This window comes from Listeria ivanovii subsp. ivanovii (assembly GCF_900187025.1).
Taxonomy (GTDB): Bacteria; Bacillota; Bacilli; order Lactobacillales; family Listeriaceae; genus Listeria; species Listeria ivanovii.
Genome location: NZ_LT906478.1, coordinates 370957 through 383638, shown reverse-complemented (window position 1 = coordinate 383638; position 12682 = coordinate 370957). Strand labels below are relative to the sequence as shown.

The window sequence follows — 12682 nt, the reverse complement described above, 5'->3', positions numbered from 1 at the left end:
GTCTCTACTTCTTTTTGATTTAACCTGATCTTATTTTATTTTTAAGAATCAACCTATCCTCCGAGAATTCGTCCCCTACGGAAGGCAAAAGTAGCATTAATTATTGCTCCTCTTTCAAAATACTTCTCAGCTTTACTACTATATTTACAGTTACACATTTAGTTGCACTGTCAAATTAACTTGTATTTGGATAACGCTTTGACCTCGGTTGCCCTTCCTACCATATGGGTCATTTAATAAAAACATAGTTGGACATGAAGTTTCTGTTCCTTGTAACATCCATACATTGTTATAAAAATACAGCGGGGTAAACTCTTTTTGTTGTTCCTTGCTCCACTTTTCTTGTGAAAGGGACCCTAATCGAGTACATAATTTGGATAGCTCTCCATTTATAATTTCCATATTTCCAGCTGGATAGTAAAAATTACATTGAAATGCTGATTCGTTTACCACATAATAAGTACCATTATATTGAATATTTGGCATATGGAACGGTTCAAAGGTTTTTGCTTTTTTAGCACCAGCATTTCTATCATCTATTCTGAAATTATAGTTGTTACCATTTGTTAATTTTGCTGGATGCGAAGTTAGTTGTTTTTCACTATTGCGTTTAGATAAAGATAATCCTTTTTTTAGCCTTGTTGGTTTACTTGGTTTGGGGGCTGGCATTTTTTCAGATGCTATTTTTTTATGACCGTAAGAAACAACCGGTATATTATTAATTTCTTCCGGTTTATTCAAAGGTTGTGTTACTTTTCCACTAAAAATTGTTTTCGCAGCTCCAAGTTTCACATCTTGCTTAAAGGTATAATTTACTTCTGGTTTATAATTAGGCATTTTCCACGTTAAGAATGATTTTGTGTAAATTCCGTCGTCACTTATCGTAGCAGGATGTACCAGTTTCCCGTTTACACCTTTTACTTTATTCGAAATAACTAAACGCTTTTGATAGTAAACTGGATTGTTTGAGCTAGCTTGGTTAGTTAAATCTAATTCCACAAGATTATACAATCCTTTTAGAGGGCTTATATCGTATAGTTGATTCCCGCCTAAAAACAACCAGTTCAAAATAATTAAGTTACTTAATGGGCTTAAATCACTTACTTTATTATTATTTAAGTTTAATGCTTCTAATTCCTTTAATTTTGCAAGCACCTTTATATCACTAATTTCATTGTCAGATAACACTAACCATCTTATGTTAGTTAACTTTGCTAGCGAACTAATTTCACTTATCTTATTATGACCTAATTCTAAAATATCTAGTTTGGTTAAACCCGCAAGTGGAGCGATATCACTTATTTCATTATTATCTAGTGATAAGCATCTTAATTTGGTTAAACCCTTTAGAGATTCGATATTGCTTACTTCATTATCTATTAAAGACAACTTGGATAAATTAGATAAATATTGCATACCTTGGATAGACTTTATATCTTTCTTATCCCCATTAATTTCTGTAATGCTGGCTAACTCATTCCGATAAACTGTTTCTTCTACACTTGGCTTTCCTAAACAGCTCCTTATTATTTCTGCTAAAGCTGGATCTGGAAAAATTTTTTCAATAGGCGTTGGCTTCGTAATACATGAATTGCCAGCTGCCTGTACTTTTGTTCCATGATTTACGTTGATAAATGCAATAACAGCTGTTACCAATAATATTGCTAGTATGCTTTTTAACCAATATTTTTTTGCCACGGTTTACACCACACCCCTTATTAATTGTTAGACCTAAGAAAACACAATTTCCGTTCATTTCTTTGTCTATAGTCTAAAAATAATTAAAAACGAGTGTTAACTCTATAACAAAAGTTAAATAGGAATGTGAATTATTGGTCTATTGCCAATTTCTTTGATAAGACAACTGCTGATAAAGCATCTAAACAGCTTTGTTTTTTATAAATAAAACCCGTCAATCTGGGTTAGATTAACAGGCACTAATTAGTTTAATCTACTTCAGGCTAGCAAACCATGGAATAATAAGTATACTGGAGTTTTATTCTTCTACTATTTCTTGCTTAAGATTCTTTTCAAATCAACTTTACTATTGATAGCTAATATGATTATCGTTCCTAAAAGCATCGTGAATAGTTCCCCTATCCCTACAAATAAATAGGTTTCTAAAAATGGAAATCCTAGTACCCATTTTAATTCTGCAGCCACCGTAAACATAGTTAAACTCACAATAAAACTCGCTACGATTAATTTTATTATCAACCTTTTTATGCTTGCTGTAATCATGAAAGTTAGCGCTAGAGCAAAAAAACTAGATCCACCTCCTACAAAAGCATCTATAACACCTAATGGAGAATATAAGTTAGAAATTACGACTCCCATAGTTATACTCCAAATATATTTCTTATCAAAAACTACTAATAAGGTAAACATTTCGGATATTCGTAGTTGGATTGCTCCATAGCTGATAGGATTCAACAGCAAAGTTACTACTATATATAAACTTGTTACCAGTGCCATCTGAGCTAACTCTATAACTTGATAATTGCTTTTGGTTTTATACATTTTTTTCTCCTTTATAAAATAGAAAACTATTTTACTAATAACTTTGATCAAAGGATGGGATAACCAAATATCCACTGAAGTATCAAAGTTTACATATTTATTTAATAATCCAACCACCGTCTACAGGAATAATTGCTCCCTGTATATAAGATGCTCCTTCACTTGCTAAAAATAAGGTGACTTTTGCAACTTCTTCAGCTTCTCCCCATCTTCCAACAGGCGTTTCATCTGCTACTTGCTGAGCTATCTCCCCATCACCTTCAAAGTCTTTTTTATTCATTTTTGTACGAATAGCACCTGGAGCAATGCCATTTACTCTTATTCCATATGCGGCATAATCATAGGCTAATTGTTTTGTATAACCAATAACTGCATGCTTTGAAGCTGTATAAGCTGCCCCGCCTCCACCTGCGACTAGACCAGCTATAGAGGCCATTGTAATAATAATCCCTTTTCTATTTTCAATCATTATTTTTAGAACTTCTTGCGTTAAATAATGTAGACTTTTAAAATTTGTATCCATGATATAATCAAAATCCGTTTCATTTACTTCTAATGCTGGCTTATAGTCGTCTAATACTCCAGCTGTGTGGACCAGAATTTCAATGTTCCCTCCATCACTAGCATATTGAACTGCATTTTTTATATCTTCTTTATTTCTTACATCACCTTTAATAAAATGGAAATTCCGATGCTCCATAAAAGTTGGCTGAATATCCATTCCAAACACTACTGCTCCTTCTTTTAAAAAAAGTTTTGTTTGTTCAAGCCCGATACCAGAAGAAGTCCCTGTAATAAACACTCTTTTATTTTTAATCATCTACTTCTTTCCAATCCTCTGCTAACAAGTCACATATTGTCGGCACATATATAGAATATCCCTCTCCATCTACATAAATGAGAAAATGTGGTAATACGTCCCCATCTTGAAACTTGGCTTTTTCAACCAGACAAACATGCTTTTCATTCCCTGTAAAGCCAGTTCGAATTACCTTCTTGTTCGCTTTTATAAGTGGTAAAATTTCTTCAAACGTCAACTTTCTAACTCCTATTCTCAAAAAATTTTCATTTACGAAACTTCGCCACCAAATTTTATAACAAGTTACTTTTTTTAACAAGCAAAAATTTCCATCTAATACAAAAAAGATTAGAGATAACTTTTATCGTTACCTCTAATCTTTTTCATCATTTTTTTAATTCTGGTGCTATTCTGTGTTTTGTTGTAATTTCATAATTTAATCCCATAGAAAGCAGCTCGATATCTTGGTTACTTTGTGCGACAAACGTTAAGCCAACTGGTTGATTCTTATCACCATAACCCGCTGGAACAGTAAGTAGCGGATATCCTGCAGTTGAAGGTTTGCTAAGATAATCACTATCTAACATGATTATTGCGTCTAAGTTTTTATCCGCAAATATTTTTTCTAATTTTTCCTTTGAAGCTGTAATCACTTTTTTAGCAGTCTCGTCGCGCTCTTCTTTAGTTGATTTTTCATCATCTGCTTTTATAATCGTACTTTGACCATATTTTACGTTTCGTTTTTCATCTTTTTTATTAAACTCGATAATGGTAGATAGATCCTTTTGTGGAGCGTTATTTTCTGCTAAAAAAGCATTTAAATCATATTTGAAGTCGTTTGAAAGTACTTGTCCAAATAACTTAAATTCCTCATCTGTTTCTTCAGGTATAGATACATCTGTTACTAAAGTTGCTCCCGCTGCTTTTAAGTCTCCTTTAGCTTGCTTCATAATATCTTGGTTGATATCATCCTTCCCAAAAACCACACCAATTCGTTTATTTTTCAATCCATTTTCATTTAAAGCAATCTCTTTACTATCTTCCTTGATACTTCGGAAAAGGAGAGCCGCATCCGCCACTGTTTTTGTAATTGGACCTGGTGTATCTAAATGACTAGAAAGTGGGATGATTCCTTCTGTAGAAACCACTCCTCGTGTTGGTTTAAAGCCAACAACTGACTGAACATGACTAGGAGCTATAATGGAGCCATTTGCTTCCGTTCCAACTGATAAAGTAGCAAAATCACTTGTAACTGATGCTGCCGAACCAGTACTAGAACCTAAAGGATCTACTTTTTTATTATATGGGTTTAAAACTTGTCCTTTTTTACCTGAGTAACCATTTGGAACAGCCTGATCCAAGTAATTTGCCCATTCTGACATGTTATTTTTCCCTAGGATAATTGCTCCTTGTGATTTTAAATTACTAACTAGTTTCGCGTCTTTACCAACGACCCAATCCTTCAGCGCAACAGACCCAGAACTTGTTGCCATTGTTTCTGTACCAATGTTATCCTTCAACAATACCGGAATTCCGTATAACGATTGGTCCTTAGGTGCTGCTTTCTTATCTAGTTCTATTGCTTCTTTTACAGCATTAGGGTTAATTTCTGTAATCGAATTTATTTTCGAACCATTTTGATCATAATTTTTAATTCTGAGTAAATAACATCCTACTAATTCTTGATAGTTTATTTCTTTCTTTTGTATTAATTCCTGTATTTCACTAACACTTTTACCGACAATCAAATTCTCTTTTTCTTTCAAAATTTCTTCATCGAGCATTTTAAGTTGTTCTTCGATTGGTTTTAAAACCCGTTCTTCATCATATACTTGTGTATCAATTTTCTTCTCTGTCTGGAAAAAATAGTTATATATATAAAATCCACCAATAGCAATTGCCAAAATAATTACTATACTAATAATTATTTTCTTCATAGTTACCTCCTCTGATATGTTGTTATGTTTAATTGTAGCATTTTTGCGAATAATCACCCTTTCTTTAAGTGACAAAATCAGATGAATATACTTACATTTTTGTCAGTTTAGTTATTTATTTCACTTTTGGTAACAAAAAAACTGTAAGCAAAATGATTTCTCACTTTGCTTACAGTTTTATTTCACCATTCTGGATTCACTTTCATCAAAATACTGTTTACCAATTTTTAATTTCTCGCTATAAAGTTCGTTTACTGTAACAAATTGATAGCCTTGTTTTTTCAGTAGTTCTAATGTTTTATCGAGGCTATCCCCTGTTGTCGGATGGATATCGTGCATTAATACAATCGCTCCATCTGACGCATTAGCCAGGACTTTCATTGTTACTGATTTTGGATTTCGGATTTTCCAATCTTCTGTATCTACGGACCATTGAATGATTGGAATACCAATCTCCTCAGCCACCTCTTTGTTCACTGCACCATAAGGCGGACGCATCGTGGTTGGGAAATATCCCGTTTGATCGAACACCACTTTTTGCGTTTTTAGAATTTGGTCATATACTTCTTTTTTAGAAAGCTTAGTTAATTGCGGATGATCCCATGAATGGCTCCCCACTTGATGTCCAGCGTCTAATTCTTGTTTTACTAAACCTGGATTTTCTATTACACGAGAACCAAGAACAAAGAAAGTCGCTTTTGCATTATATCGCTTAAGTGTTGCCAAAACTTTTGGCGTAACTGACGGACTCGGACCATCATCAAAAGTAAGGGCAATTTTTTTACCTGATTTTGCTTTTGGTGTTGCAGGAATCTGTATATCATCTGGTAAATAACGTTTATTCACGTCACTAGCAATATCAGCAAGTTTTAATTTCACTTGTTTTATTTTTGGATAGCCTGGAACTTCAATTGGTAAAATCAACTCTGTGCTTGTTAACCCAAAATTTGTGTCGTCCCAATTGGCTAAACTTTTTACTTCCCCAAGATTCCCAATATCTTTTAGAGGAATTTTCCCTGATTTAATAATTTCTTGTTCTAACATAGTTTTAACGTCTAATTTAGTCTCATCATTCTTTATTAGAACATTCCCTAGAGTTAGTAACTCACCTGTGTCAGCATCTGTTACCAAATTCGCGCAAATATCTTTTTCGCTTTTGAGTGTTAATTGAGTACTTCCAGTTTTAACGTACTCATATTGGTCCACTTTATAAGATATTGCGTTTTTAGCCAACGTTTGCTTTTGATAAGTATAAAAAAGAATCCCTTCCTTATCCTTAAGCTTGTTTTTCTCTAAATTTGTGGCTTTTTTCATTTCGTTTTGGATCGTTTTGTTGTCTTGTTTTTTTACTGTTTTGGGAATGTATGAAATTATTTCGATTCCATCTTCCTTCTTATCCGACCTACGAAAATCACTTCCATTTTTTTCTTCCATTAGCTTATCCATTTGCGCGATTACTTTATTGCGTGATTTCATATATTGATATTTTTGAAATCCCTTCACACCAAGGAACACCACGGCAATAATGAGAATGGCTGCAATGAGTAACCTAATCCATTTAACCTTCACAAAATCCACCTCACCTAAGAAAAACCTTCCCCAGCTTTTCTCATAACATAATTATACAGGAAATCACATAGGTTTCTAGTGTTAAATCGAAAATAGTATAAAAGCACCAAAAAGGCACGGATAAAGTGGGAGCTTTTGTCCGTGCCGAATTTATAGTTACAGGATTACCCCTGAAAACTAGCGTATTGTGAAATGTTTCACTATTAATTTTACCTTAAATAGTTACATTCCGCAAATATAAAATGTTTAATTTTTTTCACACAAAAAGAATTGGATATCATTTATCCAAGCGCTACATCTAGAACCATCATCACAGCAAACCCCGCCATTGTCGCAGCAGTTGCTAAGTCAGTAGAACCTTCGACCTGGGACTCTGGTATTAATTCTTCTACAATAACGAAAATCATCGCTCCTGCGGCAAATGCAAGCGCATATGGTAATATCGGTGTTACAAAAACTACCAAAACAGCACCGAGGACTGCAAAAATCGGTTCTACCACAGCCGATAATTGACCGTACCAAAAGCTTTTCCCCCGAGACAAACCTTCCCCACGTAACGGTATCGATACCGCTGCACCTTCTGGAAAATTTTGAATCCCGATCCCAAGAGCTAGTACAATTGCAGTAATTAATGTCTCTGTATCCCCTGTGATAACTGCCCCAAAGGCAACTCCCACTGCTGCACCTTCTGGAATGTTGTGTATCGTAATCGACAATACAAGCAAGATGCTTTTTCGAAGAGACGTTTTTGGCCCTTCTTTTGCTTGTTCCGGAAAGCCAAAATGCAGATGCGGAATAATCCGGTCAATCGCACGCAAGAAAATTCCACCTAATAAGAAACCGACGAGTGCTGGGATAAAGGAAAATCTTCCCATGTCTTTACTCATTTCAATTGCCGGGGCAAGTAGTGACCAAAAACTCGCAGCTAGCATAACTCCCGCAGCAAACCCAAGCATTACATTGCCCCATTTTTTATTCAAATTTTTAAAGAAAAATACGAGTGATGCGCCGGCAGCTGTACATGCCCAGGTAAATATCCCAGCAAGTAGAGCTAATAATACCGGATTTAGTGTTGATAAATAATTTAACAAGTCACTTTCTCCCTTTTCCTATGCTTTTATTTGCCCGACCAACCTTGCTTAAAGCCTTTAACAAAAGCTCGCGATTTATCCACCCCGATTTTTGCAACCCATATAGAACCATAAATAGATACTTTAGCTACTGTACCGGCAACTTCCCCTGTTTTCCGTGCAACTTGTTCTGCTTTAACACCGAGTTCGTCTAGAGATTTCGTCATTTTTCGCACCTCCAAAAAACTTGTCTTCCTTTCATAATAAAGCAATTAGTATGATTATTCAAGAGAGTTCTTTTTAGGCAGTTTGTAACATACTCCATGTAAAACCTATCAATGAAGACTCATTTCCATCAAAAATAATTTAAAAGATTTAGCAAAACTTGCTTTTTATTTCATTCCTATCATATTTTCTATTAACCATCAGCGGAATATTATTTAAACGCATTAGTCGAACGTTTAATAAAATAATTCCTCTTGCTATTGTGTATTTAGTCACATTCATATTATAATAAAGTTGTTACATATAAAAAGGGAGAGGGAGATTAATATGACGGGACTCGGAGTTTTACTATTTTTAGCAGGTATTGGTGTACTAATTTTCGGAATTTTGCGCCACAGAGAAGTTGGCCTCGTAGAAAAACACAAATTGTTATCATTAGCTCTATTTTAGCGATTATTATTGGGTTTGGAATAATTCCAAGCTCAGACAACGAAGAGGCATCAAATGAAAAACCGAAACAAGAAGAGAAAACAAAGAAAGTAAACGTTAAGCCAGTATTAAAAGCGGAAACTGCATTTTCTACTAACGATGATGGGACGATCGTCATAGAAGGCGAAACAAATCCCGGGGCTAATGTATCACTTATTTTTGAAGACAAGCCAACTGAAGTAACTACCGCAGACGAGCAAGGAGCATTCACTTTTTCCATCACTGAATTTGACGAACCAGAAGAAGCTGTCCTTTCCATTGAAATCGATGGTAAAACAAAAGAACAGCCACTTTCCTTAGCTTTAAGTACCGGTTATCAAACGAAATTAGCTGAGGAGAAACAAGCCGAAGAGGAACGCATCGCTGCTGAAAAAGCAGAAGCCGAACGAGTAGAAAGTGAACGTGTGGCTGCGGAAGAGAAAAAAGCACAGGAAGCCAAAGTTGCCGCTGAAAAGAAAGCGGCACAAGAACGTGCGGCTACTGAAAAAGCCAAGGCTGCGGAAGCAAAACAAGCTGAAGCAAAACGAGCTGCAGCTGCAGCACAACCAGATACTAGCAACAAACAAGGAGAAACAGTCTACATCACTGCTACAGGATCGAAATATCATTACAGTCAAGACTGCCGAGGATTAAATAACTCCAATGGTGAAACAGCTGTAACTGTTGATGAAGCAAAAGCACAAGGATTTACACTTTGCGGATTCGAATAACTAAAAAATGCAAGATTCCTTCGAATTAGGAATCTTGCATTTTTGTTGAATTTTAATTGAAAAAAGGTTGTATTTATGGTAAATTTATATAGATATATCAACATTATTATTTTGTGTAAAGTAACTCCTATTCTAATTATACATTACATTTTCCTTTTTAGTCAAGAAAAATTTTTACACAAATTTGGAGGTAGCCAAATGAAACCATATGTACTAAAATTCCAAGAGATTGACGAAGCAAGCCAATCACTTGTCGGCGGAAAAGGAAAAAATTTAGGTGCGTGTTCTAAGATTAATAGCCATCTAGTTCCACCAGGTTTTTGCATCACCACAGAAGCTTACAAAAAAAACTTCAACGAAAACGATAACTTTCAGGAATTATTCAAACAACTCACTACTCTAAAAACAAATAATCTTTCGGAAATTCGTGAAGTAAGCAAGGCTATCCGTACAATTATTGAAAATACACCTATCTCTAGTAACATAGTCAATGAAATTAACCGAGTTCTTTTAGAATTTAATGATCAAGAAGCATTCGCTGTTCGTTCTAGTGCAACTGCGGAAGATTTACCAAACGCTTCTTTTGCTGGTCAGCATGATACTTATTTAAATATTATTGGGGCAAAAGAAATACTTCGACATATTAGCAAATGTTGGGCTTCTTTATTTACCGAACGCGCGATTATTTACCGTATTCAAAATAGTTTTGATCATAACAAAGTATATCCTTCTGTCGTTATCCAACAAATGGTTTTCCCAAATGCATCGGGTATTTTATTTACAGCAGATCCGATTACTTCTAATCGAAAAACAGTAGCTATTGATGCTAGTTTTGGACTAGGTGAGGCACTCGTTTCTGGTTTAGTAACTGCAGATGCTTATAAAGTAGAAGAAAATAAAATTACCGAAAAAATAATTGCAACCAAAAAAATCGCTATTTACGGTCAAACAAACGGCGGAACCGAAATACGCCAAGTCGACCTTCCAAAACAAACCGAGCAAGCACTGTCTGATGAGCAAATATTATCACTTGCAAAACTTGGCAGAAAAATCGAATCTTACTTTGGAAAACCACAAGATATCGAATGGTGTTTAGTTGATAACGTTTTTTATCTCGTCCAAAGCCGCCCAATTACTACATTATTTCCAGTTCCAGAAGTTGGCGATCAACAAAATCATGTTTATGTATCCGTCGCTCACCAACAGATGATGACAGATGCTATGAAACCACTTGGCTTATCTTTTTACCTAATGACAACGCCAGCTTCCATGTATCCCGCCGGCGGAAGACTATTTGTAGATATTACCGAAAGCCTCTCCTCTCCAACTACTCGAGATATTATGGTCAACTCACTCGGCCAATCAGATCCACTTATGAAAGACGCTTTACAAACCATTATCGGACGTAAAAATTTCATCAAAATGCAACCTGAAGATTCTACGAACAAACATGTTCCATCACCTGTAAAACTTGCAAATCGAACAGTTCCAGATGTTTCCGTTGTTTCCGAACTAATAATGCAGAACCAAGAGTCGCTAAAAAAACTACAACTAACCATCCAATCGAAAAACGGTGCTGAATTATTCGATTTTATCATAGCAGACCTCCAAGAATTAAAAAATGTCCTCTTTAATCCTACAAGTATTGATGCAATTATGGCCGGTATGGACGCATCTGCCTGGCTAAATGAACACATTAATTTGTGGCTAGACGAAAAAAACGTTGCGGACACTTTATCTGAATCCGCACCAAATAACATCACTTCGCAAATGGGATTAGAACTATTAGATGTAGCAGATGCTATTCGGCCACACCCAGTCGTAATCAACTATTTAGAGCAAACAAGCGACATTCATTTTTTAGATAAACTAGACACATTGACTGGCGGAAAAGAAGCAAAAACCGCCATCGAAAAATATCTGACTAAATACGGCATGCGTTGTCCTGGTGAAATCGATTTAACAAAAACTCGCTGGATAGAAAATCCAACCACACTCATCCCACTAATTTTAAGTAACATTAAAAACTTTGAGCCACATGCAAGTAAGCAAAAATTCGAACAAGGGGAAATTGCTTCCAGAAATAAAGAACAGGAAATTTTAGAACATCTAAAGCAACTGCCTGGTGGTGCACAAAAAGTAGCTGATGCTAAAACTAAAATAGCTGTTTTACGTCATTTTATCGGATACCGTGAATACCCTAAATACGGGATGATAAATCGCTATTTCATTTATAAACAAGCTTTACTAAAAACTGCTGAGCAACTTGTTCAACACGGTATTCTTAAGCAAAAAGAAGATATTTATTTTCTTTATTTCGATGAATTACAAGAAGTGGTTCGTACAAATACAGTCAATTATGCCCTTATCACTACCCGGAAAAACGATTTCATTTCTTATGAAAAACTAACTCCACCGCGCATTATCACATCAGATGGCGAAATAATTACCGGAAAATATAGTCGCGACAATCTTCCAGAAAAAGCACTCATCGGATTACCAGTTTCTGCTGGAATTATCGAAGGACGTGCTCGCGTTATTTTAGATATGGAACATGCCGATTTAGAGCCTGGAGATATTTTAGTTACTGCGTTCACTGACCCAAGCTGGACACCGACATTTGTTTCTATAAAAGGTCTTATCACCGAGGTTGGCGGGTTGATGACGCACGGTGCAGTTATTGCCCGAGAATATGGATTGCCAGCTGTTGTTGGAGTTGAAAATGCTACCAAACTAATTAAAGATGGTCAACACATTCTAGTAAATGGTACAGAAGGTTATATAAAAATACTAAAATAGTCCCTAAAATTTTGTCATAGCTGGAAATTGATTCCCCAAAATATAAAAGCAAGAATCTTTGTATAGAGCCATTTAAGAAAAATGGAATATACAAGATTCCTGCTTATTTTCATTTTGAACTAATATATCCCATGATTTTCTTAATTCGGTACAACCAAATCCGTATCTGGATCGTTACTGCCTTTATTTGCCGACTTGATTTCCACAAAAACTTTGTGCGGGAGGCAAACAATGGTATCACCAGGATCCGATTTCCAGCCCATCATCACACCTACTTGATCTGGGCTATTGTCTTCCTTAATTCTGATGCGTTCGCCGTCCACCTCCATTAAGTTATACTGGGTGCCTTTTCCTTTAATGGTGAATTGTTCGTTTCCTTGATGGCCAGTTAGCATAATTTCGCGGATAACTTTCCCGTCTTGTGAAACGATTGCTACTACTTCATCGCCGGCTGTTTTTGCTTCAGCTGCAGTAAAAAGTATCAATGGTAAAAATGAGCCCAAAATTAGTATAACAATAATAACAAAATCAAACGGGCGTACCATTTTCATATATTGACGCATA

At 35.5% G+C, this 12682-nt stretch carries 10 protein-coding genes and 1 pseudogene; 2 read left to right on the top strand and 9 right to left on the bottom strand.

Annotated elements, in window-relative coordinates:
* Positions 1 to 150 precede the first annotated feature (150 nt).
* The 8 genes from CKV67_RS01860 to CKV67_RS01825 all read right to left on the bottom strand — a co-directional run bounded on the left by CKV67_RS01860 (position 151) and on the right by CKV67_RS01825 (position 8122).
* Positions 151 to 1698 carry a leucine-rich repeat domain-containing protein gene (locus tag CKV67_RS01860; protein ID WP_014091883.1) on the bottom strand — a complete coding sequence of 516 codons (1548 nt, stop codon included), beginning with the start codon at positions 1696 to 1698 and terminating at the stop codon, positions 151 to 153.
* Positions 1699 to 2007: 309 nt separating this feature from the next.
* Complete coding sequence (locus CKV67_RS01855; protein ID WP_014091882.1) at positions 2008 to 2520, bottom strand: QueT transporter family protein; 513 nt, start codon at positions 2518 to 2520, stop codon at positions 2008 to 2010.
* A 97-nt stretch (positions 2521 to 2617) separates the two neighbouring features.
* Positions 2618 to 3340, bottom strand: coding sequence for a 3-oxoacyl-ACP reductase (locus CKV67_RS01850; protein WP_014091881.1), 723 nt, complete (start codon positions 3338 to 3340; stop codon positions 2618 to 2620).
* Complete coding sequence (locus CKV67_RS01845; RefSeq protein WP_014091880.1) at positions 3333 to 3557, bottom strand: DUF2829 domain-containing protein; 225 nt, start codon at positions 3555 to 3557, stop codon at positions 3333 to 3335. Before CKV67_RS01845 ends, CKV67_RS01850 begins: the two co-directional genes overlap by 8 nt.
* A gap of 148 nt (positions 3558 to 3705) precedes the next feature.
* Positions 3706 to 5256: an amidase family protein gene (locus CKV67_RS01840; protein WP_025279743.1), complete on the bottom strand. Its 1551-nt coding sequence runs from the start codon at positions 5254 to 5256 to the stop codon at positions 3706 to 3708.
* A 177-nt stretch (positions 5257 to 5433) separates the two neighbouring features.
* Positions 5434 to 6825 carry a polysaccharide deacetylase family protein gene (locus CKV67_RS01835; protein ID WP_014091878.1) on the bottom strand — a complete coding sequence of 464 codons (1392 nt, stop codon included), beginning with the start codon at positions 6823 to 6825 and terminating at the stop codon, positions 5434 to 5436.
* Between the two features lie 281 nt (positions 6826 to 7106).
* Positions 7107 to 7916 carry a ZIP family metal transporter gene (locus tag CKV67_RS01830; protein WP_014091877.1) on the bottom strand — a complete coding sequence of 270 codons (810 nt, stop codon included), beginning with the start codon at positions 7914 to 7916 and terminating at the stop codon, positions 7107 to 7109.
* 26 nt (positions 7917 to 7942) lie between these two features.
* Positions 7943 to 8122: a hypothetical protein gene (locus CKV67_RS01825; protein ID WP_014091876.1), complete on the bottom strand. Its 180-nt coding sequence runs from the start codon at positions 8120 to 8122 to the stop codon at positions 7943 to 7945.
* A gap of 325 nt (positions 8123 to 8447) precedes the next feature.
* Between CKV67_RS01825 and CKV67_RS01820 the strand changes: the two are divergent.
* Positions 8448 to 9319, top strand: a pseudogene (locus CKV67_RS01820) (hypothetical protein).
* Positions 9320 to 9517: 198 nt separating this feature from the next.
* Positions 9518 to 12118: a phosphoenolpyruvate synthase gene (gene ppsA, locus CKV67_RS01815; RefSeq protein WP_014091875.1), complete on the top strand. Its 2601-nt coding sequence runs from the start codon at positions 9518 to 9520 to the stop codon at positions 12116 to 12118.
* A 140-nt stretch (positions 12119 to 12258) separates the two neighbouring features.
* Here the strand turns inward: ppsA and CKV67_RS01810 are convergent, their stop codons facing one another.
* Positions 12259 to 12681, bottom strand: a complete 423-nt coding sequence (locus tag CKV67_RS01810; RefSeq protein WP_014091874.1) for a NusG domain II-containing protein — start codon at positions 12679 to 12681, stop codon at positions 12259 to 12261.
* Position 12682 lies beyond the last annotated feature (1 nt).

Bases quoted from the DNA above. Each gene is read 5' to 3' on its own strand.
- CKV67_RS01850 (WP_014091881.1), bottom strand. From the start codon at position 3,340: ATGATTAAAAATAAAAGAGTGTTTATTACAGGGACTTCTTCTGGTATC.
- CKV67_RS01840 (WP_025279743.1), bottom strand. From the start codon at position 5,256: ATGAAGAAAATAATTATTAGTATAGTAATTATTTTGGCAATTGCTATT.
- CKV67_RS01825 (WP_014091876.1), bottom strand. From the start codon at position 8,122: ATGACGAAATCTCTAGACGAACTCGGTGTTAAAGCAGAACAAGTTGCA.
- ppsA (WP_014091875.1), top strand. From the start codon at position 9,518: ATGAAACCATATGTACTAAAATTCCAAGAGATTGACGAAGCAAGCCAA.
- CKV67_RS01810 (WP_014091874.1), bottom strand. From the start codon at position 12,681: ATGCGTCAATATATGAAAATGGTACGCCCGTTTGATTTTGTTATTATT.
- CKV67_RS01855 (WP_014091882.1), bottom strand. From the start codon at position 2,520: ATGTATAAAACCAAAAGCAATTATCAAGTTATAGAGTTAGCTCAGATG.